This window comes from Paenibacillus sp. 2RAB27 (assembly GCF_052115445.1).
Classification (GTDB): Bacteria; Bacillota; Bacilli; order Paenibacillales; family NBRC-103111; genus Paenibacillus_E.
On sequence record NZ_JBFRGR010000008.1, the window covers coordinates 125,564 to 148,943 of the forward strand.

14 protein-coding genes and 1 pseudogene are annotated in these 23,380 nt (G+C 44.5%); 11 read left to right on the forward strand and 4 right to left on the reverse strand.

Annotated features, from left to right (window positions below):
• Nucleotides 1-18 precede the first annotated feature (18 nt).
• The 3 genes from AB4114_RS14185 (at nt 19) to AB4114_RS14195 (ending at nt 1,909) form a co-directional block, all read left to right on the forward strand.
• Nucleotides 19-714 carry a response regulator transcription factor gene (locus AB4114_RS14185; protein ID WP_441989124.1) on the forward strand — a complete coding sequence of 232 codons (696 nt, stop codon included), beginning with the start codon at nt 19-21 and terminating at the stop codon, nt 712-714.
• 32 nt (nt 715-746) lie between these two features.
• Complete coding sequence (locus AB4114_RS14190) at nt 747-1,025, forward strand: DUF2277 domain-containing protein (RefSeq protein ID WP_056612580.1); 279 nt, start codon at nt 747-749, stop codon at nt 1,023-1,025.
• Nucleotides 1,026-1,165: 140 nt separating this feature from the next.
• Complete coding sequence (locus tag AB4114_RS14195) at nt 1,166-1,909, forward strand: DUF1906 domain-containing protein (protein WP_441989032.1); 744 nt, start codon at nt 1,166-1,168, stop codon at nt 1,907-1,909.
• Nucleotides 1,910-1,974: 65 nt separating this feature from the next.
• Here AB4114_RS14195 and AB4114_RS14200 read toward each other — a convergent pair whose 3' ends face one another.
• On the reverse strand, nt 1,975-3,312 hold the full coding sequence (locus AB4114_RS14200; protein ID WP_441989033.1) for a hypothetical protein: 1,338 nt from the start codon (nt 3,310-3,312) through the stop codon (nt 1,975-1,977).
• Here AB4114_RS14200 and AB4114_RS14205 point away from each other — a divergent pair.
• Nucleotides 3,288-4,118: an alpha/beta hydrolase family protein gene (locus AB4114_RS14205; protein ID WP_441989034.1), complete on the forward strand. Its 831-nt coding sequence runs from the start codon at nt 3,288-3,290 to the stop codon at nt 4,116-4,118. The genes AB4114_RS14200 and AB4114_RS14205 overlap by 25 nt on opposite strands.
• Before the next feature lie 909 nt (nt 4,119-5,027).
• On the opposite strand, the gene AB4114_RS14210 is transcribed toward AB4114_RS14205, so the two are convergent.
• The gene (locus AB4114_RS14210; RefSeq protein ID WP_441989035.1) at nt 5,028-6,488 is read right to left on the reverse strand and encodes an IS1182 family transposase; all 1,461 of its coding nucleotides are present in this window, start codon (nt 6,486-6,488) and stop codon (nt 5,028-5,030) included.
• A gap of 113 nt (nt 6,489-6,601) precedes the next feature.
• Nucleotides 6,602-7,729, reverse strand: a pseudogene (locus AB4114_RS14215) (IS3 family transposase); the annotation flags it as partial.
• A 360-nt stretch (nt 7,730-8,089) separates the two neighbouring features.
• Here AB4114_RS14215 and AB4114_RS14220 point away from each other — a divergent pair.
• A complete protein-coding gene (locus AB4114_RS14220) occupies nt 8,090-9,115 on the forward strand; it encodes an S-layer homology domain-containing protein (protein WP_441989036.1) in 1,026 nt (341 codons plus the stop codon).
• 205 nt (nt 9,116-9,320) lie between these two features.
• Here AB4114_RS14220 and AB4114_RS14225 read toward each other — a convergent pair whose 3' ends face one another.
• Nucleotides 9,321-9,914 carry a helix-turn-helix transcriptional regulator gene (locus tag AB4114_RS14225; protein WP_441989037.1) on the reverse strand — a complete coding sequence of 198 codons (594 nt, stop codon included), beginning with the start codon at nt 9,912-9,914 and terminating at the stop codon, nt 9,321-9,323.
• A 457-nt stretch (nt 9,915-10,371) separates the two neighbouring features.
• Between AB4114_RS14225 and AB4114_RS14230 the strand changes: the two genes are divergently transcribed.
• The 6 genes from AB4114_RS14230 to AB4114_RS14255 all read left to right on the forward strand — a co-directional run bounded on the left by AB4114_RS14230 (nt 10,372) and on the right by AB4114_RS14255 (nt 23,304).
• Nucleotides 10,372-12,330 (forward strand): glycoside hydrolase family 127 protein, encoded by a 1,959-nt coding sequence (locus tag AB4114_RS14230; protein WP_441989038.1) that lies wholly within the window; start codon nt 10,372-10,374, stop codon nt 12,328-12,330.
• Between the two features lie 231 nt (nt 12,331-12,561).
• On the forward strand, nt 12,562-13,992 hold the full coding sequence (locus AB4114_RS14235; RefSeq protein ID WP_441989039.1) for an ABC transporter substrate-binding protein: 1,431 nt from the start codon (nt 12,562-12,564) through the stop codon (nt 13,990-13,992).
• A gap of 81 nt (nt 13,993-14,073) precedes the next feature.
• Nucleotides 14,074-14,988 (forward strand): carbohydrate ABC transporter permease, encoded by a 915-nt coding sequence (locus AB4114_RS14240; RefSeq protein ID WP_441989040.1) that lies wholly within the window; start codon nt 14,074-14,076, stop codon nt 14,986-14,988.
• Entirely contained in the window at nt 14,985-15,854 is an 870-nt protein-coding gene (locus AB4114_RS14245; protein WP_441989041.1) for a carbohydrate ABC transporter permease, read from the forward strand. Before AB4114_RS14240 ends, AB4114_RS14245 begins: the two co-directional genes overlap by 4 nt.
• Before the next feature lie 36 nt (nt 15,855-15,890).
• Nucleotides 15,891-16,241, forward strand: coding sequence for a hypothetical protein (locus tag AB4114_RS14250; RefSeq protein ID WP_441989042.1), 351 nt, complete (start codon nt 15,891-15,893; stop codon nt 16,239-16,241).
• A 373-nt stretch (nt 16,242-16,614) separates the two neighbouring features.
• Nucleotides 16,615-23,304, forward strand: a complete 6,690-nt coding sequence (locus AB4114_RS14255; protein ID WP_441989043.1) for a DUF5695 domain-containing protein — start codon at nt 16,615-16,617, stop codon at nt 23,302-23,304.
• Nucleotides 23,305-23,380 lie beyond the last annotated feature (76 nt).

A 23,380-nucleotide genomic window follows, 5' to 3' on the forward strand; every position in this document is an offset into this window, starting at 1 on the left:
ACATGTTCGGAGGTTATGATGAAAAGAATTTTGATTGTCGAGGATGACCAGAGTATTGCCAATTTGCAAAGAGATTATCTGGAATTGAGTGGTTACTCCGTTAAGATGGTAAACAACGGCACGGATGGTCTGAGAGCGCTCAAGGAGGAAGCGTTTGAGCTTGTTATCTTAGATATCATGCTGCCCGATATAGATGGATTTGAAGTGTTGAGAAGCATTCGTGAGCATGATGATATTCCCGTGCTTCTAGTATCGGCGAGAGCAGAGGAAATTTACAAAGTGAATGGACTTGGCCTCGGTGCGGACGATTATATAACGAAGCCATTCAGCTCAGGGGAGCTTGTGGCACGAGTAAGTGCTCATCTGAAGAAGTTTGAGCGGATGAAGGAACGGTTTGGTAAAGGCATGGAAGGGAGCTCGATCCAGATCAGGGGTCTTGAGCTTCAGAAAGATGCCAGACGCGTATTTGTGAACGGAAATGAAGTGGTTCTTGCTCAAAAGGAATTTGACCTGCTTCTGTTTCTTGTTCAATATCCTAATCGGGTATTTGGCAAGGAGGAGTTATTCGAGCGGATCTGGGGAATGGATGCGATGAGTGACGCGTCTACGGTAACGGTCCATATTGCTAGAATTAGGGAGAAAATCGAGGAAACTCCTTCTAAACCTCAATACATAGGAACCGTTTGGGGATCGGGGTATAGATTTATGGTATAGTAAATGGGATACTTGGCCCGAAGGAGTACGATATGTGCCGAAATATTAAACCACTTTTCAACTATGAACCGGTCGTGACAGAGGATGAAGTTCGGGCGGCGTCGCTGCAATTTGTGCGCAAGATCTCTGGGTTTACGGAGCCTTCAAAGGTGAATGAAGCAGCGTTCCAGTTGGCTGTGCAAGAAGTAGCATTGGCAGCACAGAAGCTCATGGACTCTTTGGTTACGAATGCGGAGCCGCGGAATCGAGAAGTAGAAGCGCAGCGAGCCAAAGAACGAAATGCAATTCGCTTTGGCACGAAAGAAGTATAATCGATTGAAGGAAGAGGCTTTTCTCCATGGAGAAGAGCCTTTTTTCAAGCCMGAGAACGGGACTTTAGATGCCTGATGGTGTCGGGTCTCGTTCTTTTGGCATATGCTGTGAATACCAAATGGAAAGTAGGTGATGGCAAGTGACGAAAGGGTTTGATTGTTCAACACCGCTTACGGCACAAAAAGCGGCTGCTTTCGTCGGACAGGGTTATACATTTGTTGCCAGATATTTGGTGCCAAGTGGTGCAAAAGCTTTAACGAAATCAGAGTCTGACGCAATTAGTGCAGCTGGCTTACAGTTGGTTTCTGTTTTTGAGACAACGGCGAGTCGTGCTCTTGGTGGTAGAAGCGCTGGTTTGGCGGACGGGGCAACAGCTTTGCAGGTTGCTGCACAAGTGGGTCAGCCGGAAGGTAGTTGCATCTATTTTGCTGTTGATTTTGATGTATCGGCTGCCCAGATGGATTCGGTTATCGCATATATTAAAGCAGCGAGCGAGGCTACACCTGCTTACACGACGGGGGTGTATGGTTCATACGCCGTCATGGAGGCTGTATATGCTGCTGGGGCTTGCTCTCGATTCTGGCAAACCTATGCGTGGAGCGCAGGTAAGAAATCGACATTTATTAACATTTATCAATACCTAAATGATGTCATGCTGAATGGTATTGCTATTGATTATGATGAATCGTACGGAAATGAAGGTTGGTGGAATAAACGGGTTACACCAGAACCACCTACCTATCCGCTTACTGTGAAAGATGCCAATGCGATCATTCCTTTTCTTTCTGCGGGATATGAGGCAACCTCATCCGTAGCTGCACAGAATGAGTTCCATCGACTCGCTAATGAGTTACGCAGGGTTTCGGGTCAATCTTTGGAGTAATACCGGTGAATAACAAATATGTAAAGCCCGACTGCTTTGGGACTTCCAAAGTGGCCGGGCTTTTCTCAATGGATCACCGCGCTGCGTATGTACCACCGATCTTGTACAGATGCACGTTCAAGATGGAAGAGCACGCGGCGACTAGACGTCGCGGAGGCTTTAGCAGCTGTCATCGTTACATCGACAGCTGTGTCGAACTGCAGGAGCTGGGATGTATCCAGCTCCTTGAACTTGGACAGGCGGCGCATGCTTCGCACATGCATCGCCTGTTCTTGCCCTGTGGTGACCTGCAGCAGCTGCAGGTCACCTTGGTGTGCGGCGCTGATCCAGACGTCGATCAGCGCCCAGGGCGAGAGCTTGCTGACGTAGTCCAGCAGCAAGCCTGCGGCTCGGTGCACCATGACCTGGTGCGCCGGGTCAACGGAGCGGGAGCCGTGGGTCACGCTCCCGAGGAAGTGAATACAGAAATGACCATTGAAGTCATTTCCCGGTATCCCATCACCGCCATGCGGCATGCCATGCATGGAGGCGGCGAGCGTGCGGCCATTGAGCTTCACTAGGACCGCTCGGCGGTCCCAGCTCCATTGGCCGCCATAAATGCTTTTGAGCGTCGCGGAGTCGGTTTTCGTTAGCGGCTGTACATCCGCATGGTGGGAGCCCGCGCGACGCTGCCCTTCAAAGCTAAGTCCGCTCATCACATCAACGACGGTAAATGAACTGAATTTGGGGAGAACCAGACTTGCTTCTTCCCAAGGCAGCATCTCGCCATAATGCTTCGCGCGAAGGGTTTTTACTTGCATGTGAAGCGATTCCTGAGCTGATTTGGGGAGAAGGATATGTTGCTTCGAAGTCCAATCAATGACGTCTCCGTTTGGGGTGACCCCAAGAAGGATGGTTTGCCCCTTTTTGTTATACGTGAGTGTGGTGTCTGGGGGAATCGCTTCTAAAGAAGCATCGCCTGCTGTACCCTCTTCCAATGCGCGTTGTAATGCTTTATTGACGAAGGTAAGTTCAGTTTGATAAAGAGCTCCTGGCGATGCTTTGACTTGAAGTTGAATGGTTCCCGCCTCGACGGCCGTCTCTTTGTGTAATGGTTCCATATGCTGTGCTTGTGAACGGCTGTTAATTCCTTGACTCAAAAGCTGAGTTAGAAGGAAGGTGAGAAATAGTAGTCGCAGCTTACTGCGATTTAGGCTTGATAACAGGGAAGCTTCCTCCTTTATTCGTATGGCATTTGTGTCAAAGATGCGAGTTGGCTGTTTGACATGAAATTTAAAGGCTCGGTTGGCTAAAGTTGTCTTGTCTGAGTTAGATTGTGATAAAATGACAAAAGTATACGATTGATTAATGATTTGGTAACGAGAGGAAGGAGAAACAGATGGAGGACTATAAAGGAATACCATTTGAACTACATATGTCAGAGCAGCGTATCGTACGAGGCGATATTTATAAAGCAAAGCAAGAACCGAGTAAGGGCACATTATTACTACTGCATGGTTATAAAGGCTTCAAAAACTGGGGAATGTTTCCCTATGTAGCGAGCGAATTAGCAGAAGCTGTTGATGTCGTTGCCTTGAATTTTTCCCATAATGGGGTGGGTGAAGATTTGATGGATTTTACAGAGCTAGAGAAATTCGCAGGTGATACATATTCTAAAGATCTAGAGGACTTGCAAGTTATTATTGCAGATATTCATAAACACGTAGGTACGGATAAGCCAATCCTATTACTGGGTCATAGCAGAGGAGCGGGCGTGAGTTTGATCTATGCCTTGGATCATCCTGCGGAGATTACAGGCGTTATCAGTTGGAATGGGATTACTCATGTAGACTTGCTCACACCTGAGAATAAAGCGGAGATGAGGGCCACTGGCCGCTCCTATACCTTGAATGGACGAACGAAGCAGATGATGCCACTCAATCTCGAAATCCTAGAAGATATGGAACGCAACGTAGAGAGATTTGATATTGTTGGCAGAATTCGTGAAGCCGCCTTCCCAATTACACTTGTTCAAGGCACGGAAGATGGGGAACGGTTGATCAAAGGTTCTGAGAAGCTAATCGCTAACAATGCAGCGATTCAATKGGTGAAGATTCCAGGGGGCAACCATACCTTTGGGAGTGTACACCCGTATCAAGGATTGACGCAGCCACTGAGAATGGCGATTGAGGAGACGAGAGGTGCAATACGTAGCATGCTGAATCTGTAAAATAGGTGCTAGAGGGCTTTCTGGGAGTAGACTTAGCTAAAGAACCCTGGGAGGGTTCTTTTTGCGTATGGGGAGACGTGAAGGGAAGATGACGCAGTTGTAAGTTAGACTTTACTTTCGTGATGGAAAAACAAAACCCGTGCAGCACTTGGCTTCACGGGTTTCAGTTACGTATGAACTGTAGTGGGCTCGAACCACTGACCCCTACCCTGTCCATAGAGTGCTTAGGTTTTTAACAGTATCCTAGTATGTCCGCAAGACATCTAGGGTAGAATTTTTTAATGTTCATTTCTCCGTCTTATTCTCGCAATTTCCTGTAGTACTTTGAAGACTGCTACCATCCGTGCTACCACTCAAACAACGTTTTTTTAAACTACCTTTGCACCTTAGCCAGCACGGCATCCCATGAAAAATGCAGCTTAAGGGGTTCAATCACCTGCATTTTTTATTATCAGCGTGTCCAAAGGCGCGCATTATCTAGTTGGTGAAAGTCCAACCAAGGGAGGAGCCAAGCATGAGGAAACGTTTACCCATGAAAAAAACGGTCGTTACCTACACTCAGGCTGCCTAACATTTTCGAAGTAACGTAAATTGATTTATTTGCAGGATTTCAAACAAAGAAAGCACGGAGGACCGAGTTCTTTCTCCATAAGGAATTTCCCCATTTAGAAATCTACTGCACGCATATAAAAGGGTAACTTACGGTCGCGACAACTTGAACTGGACCCTCTGTCAAGGACACTTGAAAAAAAGAGCGGATTAGGTATAAGAGGCCAACAAAAGATGATTCCTGTATTGCACGAGGCCACTGAAAAACTTGCGTTTTTAATTAGATGAAGTTATTCTTCAAATCAAAAAAGCGATGTTCCATTCAAATTCGATTGGAATATCGCTTTTTTCTTCATTCTTTTATTTTGATTCTTTCATAAGTGTAACGATTCGCTTTAGATTAACAGAAAATATCGCCATGGCACCTTGCATTTGCATACCCATTAGACCCGAGGAAGATGCCACATCATACCCGTGTCTGTGTTTTAGTTCACTATTTTTCGCCTCGATTTTATAACGTTCTTTCGATTTTCCTTTGAAATCATCGCTGTTTTGAAAAACTTCTTGTTCCTTATGTTCTGTAGATTTGATGGTTACGGAATAGGTTTTACTTTTCGCTCCTTCTTTATAACACCCATTCCTCAAAGGACATATTTTGCATTTTTCAATATCAAACATGTAAGTATCTTTTTGGTTTTGATTGATGCCTTTCTTCCCTGTGCGCGCTTTGCGAATCGCCATATGTCCTGCTTTACATACGTACATTCCAGCATYCTTATTGAACTCAAATTCATCCTCTTTTTTACGAACGCCTTGCGTAATATTGGGATTTAATTTAGCTACCAATTGTAACTTATTTTGATTTGCGTACTCAATATTATCTTTTTCCGAATATGCAGTATCACCGATCACTGTATCGATTTCCATGCCTGTCTCGCGGCTTTTTTCAATCAATGATTGGAGTTGCTTTCCATCACTTTTTTCGCCAGTTGTGATTACAGCAGCTGTAATAATACGTTCTTCGTTCATCGCAATATGTGTTTTATAGCCAAAGAATGAGGAATCGGCTGTTTTGTGACCCACACGTGCATCTGGATCATTTGAGAGTAGAAGATGTTCGTGGTGATCTTCTACAATTTCTCTTAAATAGTTCAGCTTTTCTTTTACTTTTGGATATTCGCGAATGGCTTCCTCGTTCTCCACGACTTGAATGACTTTTTGGCAATAGTCGAGTTCATCTTTCAACTCTTCAGTCGTTGTTTTTGGCGGGAATTTATCTTTCATCTTTTCATCAATTTGATAAACTGCTTTTCGTAGCAACTTAGACTTCTCAATCAGAATCTCCTTTGGTGATTTCTGATTGAAACGAGCTTTCGTATGTGTGGCATCCACAATATTGGCATTGCTTTTAATGATTTCTTTTTCCAATGCGATTTCCACTGTTTTTCGAATAAGCATGTCGAGCAGGTTCACATCTTTCAAACGAAGTTTACGAAACTTCGTTAAAGAGCTCGGATTGATGACGCCATCTTCCGGCGCCATATCCAAGAAGTATTTAAAGGACATGTCGTATTTAGAACGCTCCACGATATCCATATCAGATAAATCAAAAATCGATTTCAGTAATAAATATTTGAACATACGAATTGGAGGCACAGCATTACGACCGTTATCTAGGCAGTATTTATTCTGCAATTCGTCTTGGACAAAAGAAAAATCAACGAGGTCATTAATTTGACGTAGCAAATTATCTTTAGGGACTACGATATCGTAAATCGCCATAAAAGGACTGAGAGTAAGAGATTGCTGGTTTGAAATCATCCGAGACACCACCTAGAATAAGTACAATCATTATACAGCAAAACAGGATACCATTCTTCGAAAAATCGAAGATAGGAATCCTGTTTATAAGTAGGGACTTTTTCAGTGGCCTCGTATTGCACAGGGGTCATCTTTTTAATCCCCACTGGTACCGATTATTGTTGTAGTAGTGCATGTAAGAGTCAATCCTTCGTTGTAATTCTCCAAGTGTTGAACAACTCCGGTGGTCAACATGGTCCTTCATATGCCCGAAAAAGGACTCCTGCGGCGCATTGTCCCAACAATTCCCTCGTCTAGACATGGTTTGCCCTAACCCTTTTTGCTTCAAAAGATCTTGGTATTTGGGACTCGTATAATGACTTCCTTGATCAGAATGGATAAATGCATTTTTGTGCAGCTTCAGCCTTCTTTGCTTTACCAGTGCGTTAATCGTATCTGTTGCAATATCCAGTGTAAGGCTATTGGATAGGTTGTAAGAAAGGATCTCTCCTGTTGAAGCATCTAGTATGGTCGACAAATAAGCCGTCTCTGAGCGGCCATAGGGGAGGTAGGTAATGTCGGTGAGCAAGGCAAGCCCAGGAACCCCTTTTCTAAAATCACGCTTTAAGCTGTTGGGAAGCGTTCGATGTTCTTGAGTCGCCTTTGCCATACGTTTGTAGGGATTGGGTTTTCTATGAGGACATACGAGGTCGAATTTCTTCATAAGCCTGCGGATTCTCTTCAGGTTGTAGATCACGCCAAATTGGTTCTCAAGGGTCATCTTTATAGAACGAGAACCCTTTTTGAAGCCTTTTTTAAAATAACTTACTCTTGCTTAGATTCTTTCCTTTGACTACCAGCAACCTTTCTTTCGTGTCTAGTTTTTTTAACAATTCCACCTGAGACTCAAGAAGACTAATTCTAGCTTCCTGTCTTGTAATGACTTCTTCCTGCGTTAGTTCAAGCTTCAAGKGGCGTCCAGAAGATTCCTTACGTGAGTCAGCTAATACAATAATTCCATCTTTTTCGTACGCTTTCTTCCAGCGGTTAGCGCTTTGTTCAACTCGCTTCATTCCAATTACGCTAACATCAAACCCATGAGCTTCAAAGATTTCTCTAGGGGTTTTTCCTGACATGTAAAGGTCGATGAACAACCGCTTAAATTCATCGGCATAGATGATTGATTTCTCGCTTATCTTAACAACATAGTTATTCGTTGATAAATGCTTTCGTTCTTTTTCGCTAAAGATTTTCTTAGACATGTTGTAATCCCCTCCGGTGCTTACTCTAGTATACAAAAAAAGATACCCACAGTCTGAACACTTTTTCAAAGTGTCCAGACTATGGGTACCAGTGTATACTTTGTTACTTTGCACTATCCTTTTTTATACTTCTCGTAATCATCCCCGTTGCCATGTGGGAATTGGATACAAAATGATTGACTTCAGCAGATACGGAATGTATCATGTGATTCATACCGTATCTAAGATACGTATTGTATCTATATGTACAAGCACTGCCAACAACGACTTCGCAGACGTGCTTTGAAGTATCGAATAATTTGTAATTATGATGGAAGGAGTAGTGAACTCCTCCTTCCAAATAGGAGAGGATGGATCATTGTGAAACGTAAAACAATTCTTGTAACACTAGTCTGTAATTTATGTTTTTCTTTTGTATTATTAACTCCAACGTATGCGGAGGATGCTTCCAAATTTGTAATGACTACTTCAGATTCCGAATCGGATTCCAGCGAATTTACTATCACTTTAAAAGGACAGAATATTCAAGATTTATATGCGTATGAAGCGAAATTAAGATTCGATACAAGCAAGCTTGAGGTTGTCAAGACTGATACGAAAATAGAAGGATTCTCTGTTTCTCCTATCGTTAAGGATAATCAAGTTACGTTTGCTCATACAAAAATAGGAAATGTGGATGGCGAAAAGGGAGATCTAGATATAGGTACAATCACCTTTAAGGCAAAAAAAGTAGGGTCAACGGACATAAAATGGACCTCAATGAAAATAGTAGATCACAATATGAAAAGTCAAGCTTATACTTTGAATGAATCTGCGGAATTTACCAAAATTTTCAGTGATCTTATAGGACACTGGGCCAAATCGGATATCATGATGATGGTAGATAAAAATATTGTAGATGGTATGGATGACGATCATTTCGCACCAGACACCAATGTGACTAGGGCACAATTTGCAGCCTTACTTACCAAAGCACTAAACCTGAAGGAGGGCAACGATAAAAATCCGTTCACGGACGTTGCATCTGGCTCATGGTATGAGAATACGGTGAAAAAAGTTTATGCTGCAGGTATTATCAACGGCGTTTCCGAAAATGAGTTTGCACCCGAGGCGTATATTACACGCGAGGAAATGACAGCGATGCTGATGAGAGCAAAGTCTCAGGCAACAGGAACTAAATTGGATGACATGACTGTTAACTCATCGATTCATTTCAATGATGAGAATGCAGTAAGTGATTGGGCGAAGAATGTGGTTAACCTTGCTGTTGGATCGGGATTAATGAACGGCAGAACAGATCAAGAGTTTTCCCCTCAGGAGCATGCAAACAGGGCAGAAGCGGTAGTCGTGCTTAAGAGACTATTATCTGGTTTAGGGACTTTATAAGACTTGAAGAATTATGGGAAATTATTCGTCTGTCTTCTCTGTTGTTGAATGGCACAAAACAATAGTATCTAAATGGAGGGAGTAGTTATTTTTCGCTTGCACTAAAGTAAAAAGGCTGTTATCCGTAGGAACTCAGAAAGTTACAGCCTATGAAGGGGGAATACCCGAAAAGGGTAGCCGTCCCCTACTATTCGATTGCACAGCGTCAAACTTTCTGAGGATGCCCAATAAACTTTTTGCGAAAATTTAGTGGAGAAATGTCTTCATGCGTTGAAAAGCAAGATGAAAAATAAGTGGCATGTATAAAACCGACCTCTTCCGCAATGCGGGACATCGACCACTCCGTTTGAATCAATAGTTTTTTTGCCTGTTCGATCCGATACTGCAGCAAATAATCCATCGGTGTCATGCCGTAGACCTTGAGCATACATTTGGCCATATAATTGGGATGGTAGTTCAACTCTTTTTGCATGAGGGAATTAGTTAGTTTAGTTGTATAGTTTTGTCGAATAAACAGCTCTATTTTCTCGGCTAATTGGATAGCTGTTGAGTCGGTTTTCGAGGCGAGTTCTTGATCTAAATGCTGTATGAAAAGCTGGAAAGTAGCTTGCTTTTTCCAATTTCGCAAAGAGCGAGGCTCATTATCCAACTCAAAAAATTGTTCCAAAATGTCAAGTGATTTTTGCGAAAGTTTTTTAAACTTGGGAAGATAAATGGAACAAACTTCACAGTGATTTAGATATGCGGTTTTTTTGTGATTATTGATTAGGGCAGCTTGGTTGTCCATACATTGATCCATGTTGCTGCATTCCTCCCATGAGCCAAACGTATGGAAGTGTATCCAAATGATCTCGGTATCACTTAAGCAAGGCGCGGTTCCGTAATGGCTGGAATCCGGCCTKAGAATAAAAGCTTCTCCAGGCTGAATGACCCATTCATGGCTGCCTTCACCCAAATGTAAACCCCCTTTTTTTACCATGATAAAATCAAAAACACCAATACTGTTCCGGCTAATATGCCGCTCTCCTTCGCGATAAAAAGCTCGACCGCAATCGATAAAATAAGGTACGGGTGGTGAAATAAAGTGGAGAATTGAAAAGTTGGAGCTGATCGTTTCCAATGTTGTTTCCCCTTTCAATGTTGTAATTTTTAAAAAACTGGTTGTAAACGGCTGTATTCATTCTATCGTACTCCATGTAATATTAAAAATAAAGCGCTACCAAATATGGATGATTCGAAAGAAGGTGCTACCTAATATGGGGAAATTAGTAATCTCTAGACCGCTGCCACTCAAACAAATAAACATTGTTGATGACTTTTGGTCTGGATATATTCAACTGGTTCGAAATATCGTTGTTCCCTATCAATGGGAAGCGTTGAATGACCGTGTTGAGGGTGCCGAGCCCAGTCACGCGATCCGCAATTTTAGAATTGCTGGAGGACTAGAGCAAGGTGAGTTTTACGGAATGGTATTTCAAGATAGTGATGTTGCAAAATGGCTCGAAGCGGTCAGTTATTTGCTGGAAACTGGGAAGGATCCTGACTTAGAGCGCGTGGCGGATGAGGTGATCGAAACCATTGCCAGAGCGCAGCAAGCGGATGGATACCTGAACACGTACTTTACTTTAAAAGAGCCGAAAATGAAGTGGACCAATCTAGCGGAATGTCATGAATTGTATTGTGCAGGACACATGATAGAAGCTGCGGTAGCTTATTACTATGCAACAGGGAAAAGAAGAATTTTGGATGTGGCTTGTCGCTTAGCTGACTGTATCGATAATGTCTTTGGTCCGGGCGAAGGGAAAATTCAGGGATATGATGGTCATCAAGAAATTGAACTGGCACTTGTCAAACTTTATCATGTAACCGGTGATCAGAAGTATTTGCTGTTAAGCCAATTTTTTCTAGATGAACGGGGGAAAGATCCTAACTTCTATGAGATGGAGTATAGACGCCGCAATCAAACGAAACATTTCCCCATGCTGGATATGGTCTTTGACCGTTCCTACAGTCAAGCGCATTTGCCAGTGCGCGAGCAGCAATCGGCTGAAGGCCATGCGGTGCGTATTGTTTATATGTGTTCCGGAATGGCGGACGTGGCAGCCGAAACCGGCGATTTGGAGCTGCTGAAGGCGTGTCGGGATCTATGGAACAATATCGTATCGAAACGGATGTACATAACGGGAGCAATTGGGTCAATGGCGCACGGAGAGTCATTCTCGCTCGATTACGATTTACCGAACGATACGGCTTATGCTGAAACTTGCGCTTCAATCGGATTAATCTTTTTCGCACATCGGATGCTGCAAATTGAAGCCAAGGGCGAGTATGCTGATGTCATGGAGCAGGCACTGTATAACACAGTTATCAGCAGTATTTCCCGTGATGGAAAACATTTCTTCTATGTCAACCCGCTTGAGGTTTGGCCGGAAGCCTCTGATAGAAATAAAGGCTTCAGCCATGTGAAGCCCGAACGGCAAGGGTGGTTCGGATGCGCATGTTGTCCCCCAAATATAGCAAGATTTCTGGCTTCGCTGGGTCGTTATATTTATACAGTGAAAGAGCGTACGATCTATACACACTTGTATGTGGGCAGTGAGATGATCTTTGATATTGACGATCAGAAAGTACGGCTAACTCAGCAATCGCAGTTTCCTTGGAAAGGTAATGTCCGCTTTGAAGTTTCGACAGAGCAGGAAATGGAATTCACATTAGCGATGCGAATACCAGGCTGGAGCACGGGGGCTGTAATTCGGGTCAATGGTGCACTTTGGCAATGGGAGGATTCGGTTGTCGATGGTTTTGCGTATATCCAGCGAAAGTGGCAGTTAGGGGATACGATTGAACTTGATCTTCCGATGTTGGTTAGTTGTATGAAAGGCCATCCATTAGTTCGTGAAACGATTGGCAAAGTAGCTTTGCAGCGCGGGCCGATCGTATACTGCCTGGAAGAAGCGGATAACGGGGCTAATTTGCATCAAATTAAGTTGAAGCAGCAGTCCGAACAAAATGTTTCTTTTGACGAGGATCTATTGGGAGGCGTGTTGACGATAACGGCATCTGCTCAAAGAGTGCAGTCCGACGATTGGGGAGAGCAGTTATATAAAGCGAATGAGGAAATAACGACGGAGTCGGTGACAGTAACCTTCATTCCCTACTTTGCTTGGGCAAATCGCGGTCGGGGTGAGATGACAGTTTGGGTAAGAACGGAATGATTTGAGCAGGATTTCAACTTTCGGCTTAAACCTGCAAAGGTTCTAGTATAAAACAGAATCCTTAAGGAGGTATTTCACTAGAAAAAAATAATAATGAAGTAATAGTCTAGTAGGCGTTGGAATGTCCTTCCTGCGAAGTAGGAGGGAAGGTTTCAAAGGTTTGTAAGGGAAGTTCTTCCTATCTGCCTCGGCATATGCCGGGAGCCTATTCAACTCATTGGAGGCGTTAATATGGGGTCAACTAAACGAGTTTGGAAAATCGCAACGTTAGCAAGTATGGTGCCAGTTTTAATTGCTGGATGCAGTTCTACTACGACAAGTACAAGTACGTCCGCACCTGCAACAAGTGCTCCTGCTGCCACTACCGCCACGGCCACGGCCACGACGGCGACGACGGCGACGAAGGGTGAGAAGGTCAAGATAACCTATTCGATGTGGGGAAGCGCAGAAGAAGGAAATACAACTCAGAAGGCGATAGATAAGTTTAATGCTTCCCAAGACAGAATTCAAGTAGAAGTGGTTGCGATTCCTTGGGAAAGTTACATCACCAAGCTGAATACGATGGCAACAGCAAAGCAATTGCCGGATGCGGGTATGTTAAAGGAGGACGCAGTAGTCCAGTGGTCTTCCCAAGGCATGCTGAATGATGTAAGTGCCATGTATGAAGGAACAGGCAGCAAACCGCTGGACAGCCTGGCCTACAAATATAAAGGCAAAACCGTAGCATATGCTGCTGCCAATGAAATCCTCCTCCTTTATTACAACAAAGACATGTTTGACAAAGCGAAGGTGTCCTATCCTCCATCCTCTTTGGACAAAGCATGGACATGGGACCAATTCGTAGAAACAGCCAAGAAGCTGACGGTTGACAAGAAAGGCAAGCATCCTGGCGAGGATGGATTTGATCCACAGGGCATTGTACAGTTTGGTGCATCAATCGAAAACCTGGCGTGGCAGTTGGAAACCTGGGCGATTAGCAATGGCGGCGGCTACTACAACAAGGACGGGACAGAGGTGAGAATCGGGGAAGACGCTAGTATCGAAGCGATCCAGAAAGTTGCGGATCTGTACTTGAAAGATCATGTTGCTCCATTGTCCGTTGGGCAGACTGATGATGGCATTCAACGCACCATTATTGCAGGAACGGTTGCAATGGCCACAAACGGTGCGTGGAATGTAGGAACCAGCTTGAATACAGCCAAAAAAGAAGGACTGAATTACGGCGTGGCCGTATTGCCTTACATGAAGGAAAAGACCACGCTCAACACGGGCGGCGCCAATGTCGTATTCTCCCAGACTAAGCACCCGGCCGAAGCTATGGAATTCCTCAAATGGTACACTTCCGAAGAAAACAACTGGGGACTCATTTCAGAGGGGATCTGGATGCCTACTTTGGAGAAATGGTATAAGGATGAAACTTTAACCCACAAATGGGTCGACAATCCGAACTTCCCTCCATATGCCCAATATAAGTCTGCGGTAGTCGATTATGCACAATCCTCCGCTGCGAGACCTGCTTCTTGGTTCTATACGAATAATACGACGGAATTTAACAATTTGGTCGGATCGACTCTAGGGGATGTATGGACCGGAAAGACGACTGCGAAGGATGCCATTACCAAAAATCTTGATAAGTTGAAGGCAGCCAATAAAGGCAAATAATTATAGACGAATAAAACGGAAAGGAAGGATGACCGCCAAGGCCAAGTAAATGTCGGTCATCCTTCAAAATTGAGGTGAGGTATGGAAAATATAAAAAAACTGCCGAAACGGCGCTACCGTAGTGAGCAACGTGTTGCTTATATATGCTTAATTCCAGCTTTCCTCGGACTGATTTTTCTTACTTATCTACCCCTTTTAGGGGTGCTGGGCATCAGTATGACGAATTGGTCAGGTTTAACAAAACCTGAATTTATTGGATTTGATAATTATATCAAACTATTTACTACCGATCCTTATATTAAAGATTCGATTTTAGCGACGCTCTATTTCTCCTTTTTGTCCGTAATTGGCAGCATGATTTATTCACTTTTTATCGCTTTACTGTTAAACCGTAAAATTCCAGCAAGGGGCTTTTTCAGAGCTGTATTTTATGTACCGTTTGTTTTGCCGTCTGTCGCCATATATGTAGGATGGTCCTGGCTTTATGAGGCTAATTTTGGATTTTTCAACTATCTTCTCTCTGAAATTGGATTGAAGAAAATTCTCTTTATTGCGGATTCAGATTATATTGTTCCTTCCCTTTCTTTGATTGCAGTCTGGCTGTCAGGCAACTTGATCGTTATCTTTTTGGCTGGGCTGCAGAATGTTCCGAGTATCTATTATGAAGCGGCTGAAATAGATGGCGCGAATGGATGGAAACGCTTCTGGCACGTCACCGTGCCCAGCATCTCACCGATCATCTTTTACAACTTGTTGTTAAGCCTTATCGCCAATTTCCAGGTGGTTACGCCATCCCTTGTTCTGACCAATGGCGGACCTGGCAATGCTTCCCGATTCATGACTTATCTGATGTATGATCAGGCTTTTGTAAATAACAGGCTGGGCTATGCAGGTGCGACGACCTTTATTATTTTCATCATTATTGCTATCTTTACTACTATTTTATTCAAAACGTCGAATCGGTGGATCTTCCAAGAAGGGGGGGACGAAAAATGAGTGAAACGGCATACGGTAGAATAAAGAGTAAGAAACGTAATGAACGAGTGTTGAACTTGATTACGCTTATCGTCGTCATTTTCTTTGCCATAATCGTATTATTTCCAATATGGTGGATTTTCCGTACGTCTTTAATGACGAATGCCGAGATCTACAGATATCCGCCATCTCTATTACCCAGCAAATGGCTGTTTTCCAACTATGAAAAAACACTAGGCATATTCAAGTACTGGAAGTATCTATGGAATACAATGATTATTATCGTCCCTTCCTGTTTGGCAGGAACGTTTACGGCCACCTTATGCGGATATGCTTTTGCAAGATTAAGGTTTAGGGGCAAAAAGTTCATCTGGACTTTGGTCATTGGTTCTATGCTTTTGCCCACCATGGTTACACTCATTCCTCTGTACATTGCGTGGACCCAGGGTCTGGGAATCCGTGACAGTTATCTGCCTATAATTCTGCCTTATTTCTGCGGAGGCGGTGCTTTTAATATCTTTTTGATCCGACAGTTTATCGTTAGCATACCGAGGGAACTAGACCAAGCTGCAACGATCGATGGCGCCGGATACTTCCGCATCTTGTTCCATATTATTATACCGGCAATCAAGCCCGCCATGATCGTCGTAGCATTATTTATCTTTATTGGTCTATGGAATGATTTGCTACAGCAGTTAGTTTATATTAATTCAAGCAATAAATACACCATTGCGTTGGGGCTTACCAATTTTAGAGGCCAGTTAAAGACAGATTGGGCATCGACGATGGCAGCCACTTGCCTGTCCTTTATTCCGGGCGTCATTTTCTACTTAATTGGTCAAAAATATTTTGTAGAAGGAATCACAATGACCGGGATAAAAGGTTAGTCCGACCTCCTGTTTATTGAAGTCACGCATTTTGCGATGGTCGTCGAACGCATAGTGTCGAATCCTAAGGTGCACGAAAATGCTGGAAAAATCGCTTTGCAAAATGGCCCGCTAGTTTATTGCTTGGAGGGAGTGGATAATGGCTCAGAACTTACGGATATTTGTCTTCCCGTAGATTCTGAATTCGTAGCGACGTACAGGGAAGATATCCTAGACGGTATCGTTGTGTTGTCCGGAGAKGGGCTACGTTCTGATATATCCTGGAAAGATGAGCTGTATAGACCTGTCATAAGGGAGGAAAAGAGCGTCAAAATCTCAGCCGTTCCCTACGCATACTTGGGGAATCGGAAACCGGGCGAAATGACGGTTTGGATACGCGAAAAATAACAACATCATAAGGGACTCCGTACCGTGGAATGGCGCAAGCACGTTTGAAGTACAGGGTTTGTTTTGCTGTTCACAATTTTTCTCGAAAATTCACAAAGGAGGTGGATGAGTTCCGGATAATTGTTGCTTAGGAGACTATTTTCGGAGGTAGGAATGTGACCCAGACGGTGGCAGACTAGTTTAATGCTTCCCAAGATGTAATCGAAGTAGAAATATTAGCGTTAACTTTGGGGAACTACTTGATGAGGTTGAATTGGCTTGCAAAGCAGGTCAATTAGATGGCGTCATCCTCCATCTAATTGGTCAAAGGTATTTCGTAGAGGGTATTACCTTGGGAATGCATTTGATTGATTTCCAAAAACAGGAGGTAAATATGAAAACGATTACAAAAAGTTTGGTCTCACTGGCTTCCGCGTTGCTGGTGTTTTCCGGGGCGCTGCCCTTGGGGATTAACGCGGTGCCTTCGGTAGCCGCAGCAACGGCTGGTATCTCCAATGCTAGCCTTTCTGCCAAGATCGGTGATTTAGGGCAGATTGAAGAACTATTAATCAAAAATAACCCTGCAAACAAAAAAGGCAATCCTATCAATTTTGTTTTGCCCAACAATACATCACCACAGAACGACGTCCAGCACCAATGGATGGGCGAAATGCTTTTTTCTTACCGCACCGGTGACAGTAAACAATTCCCTGACGATAGGACTGGTTTTGTAGAAGTTGATACAAACAAAACATTGGCGGCTGGTGGGTCAACAAAGTTTACTACCATCAATCCTACTAACCAATATTTTTCGAAGACGGCTTCACCAGACGGCAAGAAAGTGGAAGTCAACTTTATCGGACAGAATCTTGAATCCGCAGCTGCTCGGGTGATGAAAGGCTTTGACGTGAAGTCTGTATTTAATACGGATACCGAAGATGGTTCGATGCAATGGGAAATCACGGTAAAAAACAAAAGCAGTAAATATATTGAATTCGGTGATATCGGCCTGCCGATGCCTTGGAATAACAAATATTTATCTACATCAGATACCTATGACAACCGAGTTACTGTACATAATTTTGCCGGTGCCGACAGCGGGTATTCCTATGCCATCCGCACGAGCGGCGAAGGGAATTTTATGATGTTTGCCCCAGTGCCGGAGAGTGGCGCACGCATTGAATATGTTGATTATTGGTTGGGTGACACGGGTGAACTGCGCAACGGAACTACTTACTCAAACTGGGTCGGTGACAGCGGCGGCTGGTTTCCGGGGCTGAATGTTCTATATATCCATTCCAAAGATATACAGAAAACCGGTCGAGGATATTTTAAAGATGCCACCAGCCTGGTATTGGCGCCAGATGAGCAAAAAACATATAAGTTTAAATTTTCAGCGGTACGCGCAGGCGACAACAGTCCGCAAGTAAATGCCCAAAGTCCAAATAATGCTTCTACTTCTATGGAAGACCGTGAGGCTAACCTTCGCTCTACCCTGTACAAATCAGGTATGATTGATGCAGTTGCGTTGCCCGGCTTCCAAGCTGCGATCAATATGCCCGTCATGCTGGATCTGCATTACGACGACAGACTCATCGACGTACAGTCAGTAGATATTCAGTCTGTAATCGAGAATGATCCATTTGATGCAGCACATATCCCGGTTATCAAGTCCGGCCAGACCAGAAGCGCTATGGTCAACAATTCCCGCGCCGGACGCGGACTTCCTGATGGGAACCCGGGATATACAGAATCCGTACAGTTTGTGGAAACCAAGATTATAAACGGTGAACAGCATCATCTCTATTCGCTCAATTTTGGCAATATCGGCAATAACAGCGTTCGTGTGGATTATAAGCTGAAGGCCGATACTGAACAAGTGAATAAGTTTACTCAGTTTGAATTCAATATTCTTGCTGAGCTTGATAAAACATCGCAAGCTCACTCCGAATTTATGGTAAACAAAACGCAGGATAAGGACCCGAATAGTCCTACCTTCGGAATCTATCGTGACTGGTATCTTACAACCGGCATTGACATGACGACCAGCCATTGGGGAGATGACTGGAGCCACGATAACATCAACTTCATGACCATGAAGAATTATCTCGATCCAAGTCCTACTGAAATTAGATCAATTGAAAACTACCTGATCGACTTTATGTGGCAAGATTATATGAAAAATACGCAGAATACTTTTACGGTTGCGAACTACCTCAAAGATTCAGGTGTTTACACAAATGTAGAAAAACCCTATGTACGGACGTTTTCTGAAATGATGGAATCCACTGGCTATTTCAACATGTATCGGATACAAAAGGCATATCCCAATTTGTTAGAGTATCGTGAAACGCCACAATACTATCTGGAAAAGGCCTACGGCATATACTTTAACCGTGTCTCAAGCGGAGCAACTGGATTCTATGGTGAACAGCAGGTACCAGATATGATTGAGGCACTTAAAGAAGAGGGAATGATGACTGAATATGCGAATCTGAAAGTGAAGTTCGCACAAACCAAAGGACGGAACATTACAAACGCCGCTTATCCTTACGGGTCAGAATTTGAATATGACAATACTGGCGAAGAAGGGGCCTATTCTGCAGCCAAGGCGTTGCGCACATACTACCCTGGAGACGCGCGGGCGGCAGCAGCCTTGAAAAGCATGGAATTGGATGACTTGAAGACTCGTGCAATGCGAGGCATTCAGCCTAACTGGTACTATTATTCCGTACCAGTATTCCGCGCTGGCGAAGGCTGGTGGAATTTCCAATATACTGCTTCTTTAGCGGGATCTATCATGGATGACTGGCTCCGCTATCAGGATAACGGGAAATCCGGGGAACAGGCTGCTATCGCACAACAGCGCAACTATGCGGCGAAGATTTCAAACTTCAACGCCGTCAATATGGGGCAGATTTCGGCACAGTCTGTGGGCGGCATCGCTTGGAGATATAATGCCCAGAAGGGAGGAACTGGTACCAAGAACGTGAACGATGGTGGTACTCGCGTTATGAACAACGGCTGGCAGGACTTTTCTGGCGAATCAGAGGAAGGACTTTATGGCTCACTATTGCGTATCAGTTCTGATATCGTCACCGATCCGATATTTGGTCTTTTCGGGTATGGAGCTTCGGTCACTGACGAAGGCGGCACTTACCATGTCACACCAAAGGACGGTTTTGGCAAGCGTATCAACCTAATAAATGAAAAAATATACCTAGTCTCGGAAAGTGATAAAATTGAAAGTGCGGAGATTCAAAAAGACGGCAAGGCATTTAAATTGCAAATCTCGAATCTTGCTAAAAGTAAGCACGCTTCAAAGATTACTTTCGATGGGGCAGGAGTAGAGAATGGCTATTATACAATTAAGCTAGATGATAAAGATGCCGGACAGTTCTTTGTACAGAACAATAAAGGTACTGCTATGATCCAAGTGAGCAGTGCGCTAACTGCTGAATTGACCATTGAAAAGACAGATACGGGTGTAAATCAAGCCCCGCAGGTTACTGCAAAGTTGGAGACGCAAAATCCACAGGCGATGATTCCGTTTGTGATGAACGGAATTGTGACCGATGACGGTGCACCGAATGGCGCGATGACCTACCAATGGGAAGTTGTCAGCACTCCGGAAGGTGGCAATCTGATCTTTAAAAATCCTAAGTCAGTAGCCACAGAGGCAAACGGTACCAAAGGAGGCTCATATACGGTCAGACTCACTGCAAATGACGGGCAAGAGAGCGTTTCTAACGAACTGACCTTCGAGTTGGCCGCTCCGCCGGAAAAACAGCCTCCAGTAATTGGCGTAGTGACTGGGGTACAGGATGCTTCGAATAGCAGTATTCTCGTATTATCCGGCAATGCGACCCCGGATCCAGTGTACAGCTCGGTATTTGAACCCGTGTGGACGTATGGATGGACAGTTAAGCAAAAGCCGGTTGGCGCAGCGGATGTTACTTTTGTCAATGGCGATAAAGCAAATGCATATGCCCACATAAGCAAGGCAGGCACCTATGTGTTTACCTTTACAGCGGTTGATGAAGGCAAGATGTCCAGCAAGGATGTAACGATTAATATCTCAAAAGACACCGATGGCTCATACAAGGCAATCAGCGTTGTGACACAAATTAACACGGTCCCTATACTTCCACAACAGATGGATATTCTGAATAACGACGGATATAGGCAAAGTGTGATCCAGTGGAATGAGGTTAATCCAGCCAGCTATGCACAAGCAGGTGAATTCGTAGTCGAKGGTAATATCGTAGACAGCGAATTGAAAGTACATGTCACTGTATATGTTGTAAAAGCACAACCTCAAAACAACGCGCTGACTGCAAAGCCTTCTGCCAGTTTCTCTGGAAGTGACGGATATCCTGAAGCGATGAATAACGGTAACACTCCAAAAAGTTCATCGGATTTCTCAGCATCTAAAGGTGCCGCTAACAGTGCATGGCACAACTGGGGAAAAGAAGGTGAACCAGCATGGGTAATGTATCAATGGGATGAGCCATTCCTTGCCTCTTCGATGGATGTATATGTCTTCAAAGACGGTGGCGGGAATTTCCAACCCACGGATATGAAGCTTCAGCTTCGTGATGTGGATGGAAATTGGTATACACCAAGAGGAGTAGTAGGACTTGGGAATGCATTGAATAAATTCAACACTACCACCTTTGAGACAGCATATATTACAGGCGCTCGGCTTGACATGAAACCTGTCACCGTTGGGATCGGTATTCTGGAATGGAAGGTAAATGGATTTACAGGAGGGATAGATAAGTCGCAGCTGGTACAGGTTATTAACTTTGCAAATTCATTAAAAGCTGCGAACTTCATTGATCAAGGTCTTGCGCCGATTGCTGCTGCGAAGGCGGCCGCTTCCGCTGTGATGAGTAAAAAGGATRCTACAGAAGAGGAAGTTGCTCAGGCAATTGCAAATCTGCTGAGAGATCTGCGGTTGCTGAGTCCGAAAGATAAGAATATGGCGTTTGTAGCCAGTGCCTCAGCCAGCTTCACTTCATCTTGGGAGAGTCTACCAGCGCTTAATGACGGGTTAAAAACTGCCACAACTAATCCGCATTGGGGTTCGTGGGGCAATACAAGCTCTGAGGAATGGGTGCAATATGATTGGCCGCAGGGCGCAACAATCCAAAGCTCAAATCTGATGCAGTGGACTGATAATGGCGGCATATTAGCTCCTACAAAGTACACATATCAATACATCCCGAAGAATAGCATAACGAATGAATGGGTAACGGCAGGGACCGTTACCACAGGTATCGTAGCTCTTACTACTCCGGTAGGATCGTCAAATATATTTGGATTTGACCCGGTTCTGGAGGTTAAATCTCTGCGTGTTACGATGACAAAGAAAGTCCGGGATGGTAATGGTGTTGGCTTATGGGAATGGGAAGTTGTGCAAGGGGTGCCGGTAACAGGTATTATCGTGACCGGTGCAGGTAATACGACAACTGTCGTAAATGGTGGAACACTTCAAATGAGTGCAGCTGTCCTGCCTGTTGGTGCAAGCAATTCAGCAGTCACTTGGCTGATACAAAATGGAACAGGTTCGGCAACAATCGATGCCAATGGTTTACTGACAGCGACTGGTGTTGGAACGGTCACAGTGACTGCAACGGCTAGTGATGGTTCTGGTGTGACTGGAACGCTGCAGATAACGATCGGGGCCATTTCCATACCTTTGTCAACGAACACAAGCATCCAAATGGCCGTCAGTCACCCGAATTTGATATCGATTGATGCGCTTAACAAAGCGTTGAACGTCACAGGTGGAACAACGTCAGATCAAGTCATCACACAAGTCACTTCCACAGATGAATCGACACAAAGCTATTCGGTTACTGATGTAAATGGTTCAGTTAAGAGTCCCGGCGTACTGGTCAGCGGAGATAAGCTCGTAGTAACGGCAGAAGACGGAACTACACAGGCCGCTTATACGATCCAAGTCGCTCAGCCGACAGCAGCTGACATTGCTGCGGGAATCACAAGCTTAGCTGCACCAGCGAAAGATGCGACAAGTCTGACTCTTCCATCCGTACCGGACGGATACACTGTAGCCGTTAAGAGTTCGGATGCTACGTCAGTCATTCAAACGGATGGAACCATCTTTCCGCCAAGCGTAGAGACAACAGTTCATCTTGTCCTGGAAGTGACACGGACATCAGACAACACCAAGGCAGTTACTGGCAGTCTTCCAGTCTTTGTTCCGGCTAAAACCGTTGCAGCAGTTCCTACAGCAACGTTAACAGTAACCAGTGCAGTTTACTCGGGTCAATCGTTTGATCTGACTTATGGATTAAGCGGCTTGGGTTCGAGCGTCAACGGAGGCATTTATGCTGAAGAGTTGACAGTCAATTATGATTCGACGAAATTGCATCTAAGCGCAGTAACCTCAGTAATCGATGGCATATTTGTGACTCAGTCGGGAACACCGGGGCATATTCGAATCGTGTCGGCGAGCGAAGGCGCAGCACATGCCATTAACGCCAGCAACAGTGGAGCGATCTTGAAGCTGAGCTTCTTGGCAAATCCTGCTGATCAGTCCGCTAGCAGCACGGTTTCCTTGTCGGGTGTGGTCGTCTCCGATAGTCATGGTGTTGAGACGCAGGTTCAGGGCGCAACCAGCAGTGTTCAAATCACAGTTGTAGATAAAACAGCATTGACAACACTGATCGCAACTGCACAAGCGAAGCTCAATGCGGCTGTGGAAGGAAGCTATCCGGGACAATATCCAGCCGGATCGATAGCAACTTTACAAGCGGCGATTACTAATGCGCAAATTGTAGTTAATAATGCAGTAGCCACACCAGAGCAAGTCACTCAAGCGGCAACTGATTTGAATGCTTCGATTCAGGCGTTCCTTGCTTCGATTAACGTAGCCCTTCCAGGAGATGTTAACGGAGATGGCAAATTCAGCATCGGAGACCTCGCCATTGTTGCTAGTCACTACGGCGAAACTGCAAGCGATGCGAACTGGATGGCAAGTGCGGATATTAATCATGATGGTGTGATTGATATTATCGATCTTGCAGCTGTAGCGCACAAAATTATTACACAGTAAAGATGTTCAAGGTTTAGAGGAAGGCGGCTATCGGCAGCGCCTTCCCCCAAACTTATTTGCGAGGATGGGTATTGCC

Bases quoted from the DNA above. Each gene is read 5' to 3' on its own strand.
- AB4114_RS14225 (WP_441989037.1), bottom strand. From the start codon at position 9,914: ATGGATCAATGTATGGACAACCAAGCTGCCCTAATCAATAATCACAAA.
- AB4114_RS14230 (WP_441989038.1), top strand. From the start codon at position 10,372: ATGGGGAAATTAGTAATCTCTAGACCGCTGCCACTCAAACAAATAAAC.
- AB4114_RS14240 (WP_441989040.1), top strand. From the start codon at position 14,074: ATGGAAAATATAAAAAAACTGCCGAAACGGCGCTACCGTAGTGAGCAA.
- AB4114_RS14245 (WP_441989041.1), top strand. From the start codon at position 14,985: ATGAGTGAAACGGCATACGGTAGAATAAAGAGTAAGAAACGTAATGAA.
- AB4114_RS14190 (WP_056612580.1), top strand. From the start codon at position 747: ATGTGCCGAAATATTAAACCACTTTTCAACTATGAACCGGTCGTGACA.
- AB4114_RS14235 (WP_441989039.1), top strand. From the start codon at position 12,562: ATGGGGTCAACTAAACGAGTTTGGAAAATCGCAACGTTAGCAAGTATG.
- AB4114_RS14200 (WP_441989033.1), bottom strand. From the start codon at position 3,312: ATGGTATTCCTTTATAGTCCTCCATCTGTTTCTCCTTCCTCTCGTTAC.
- AB4114_RS14185 (WP_441989124.1), top strand. From the start codon at position 19: ATGAAAAGAATTTTGATTGTCGAGGATGACCAGAGTATTGCCAATTTG.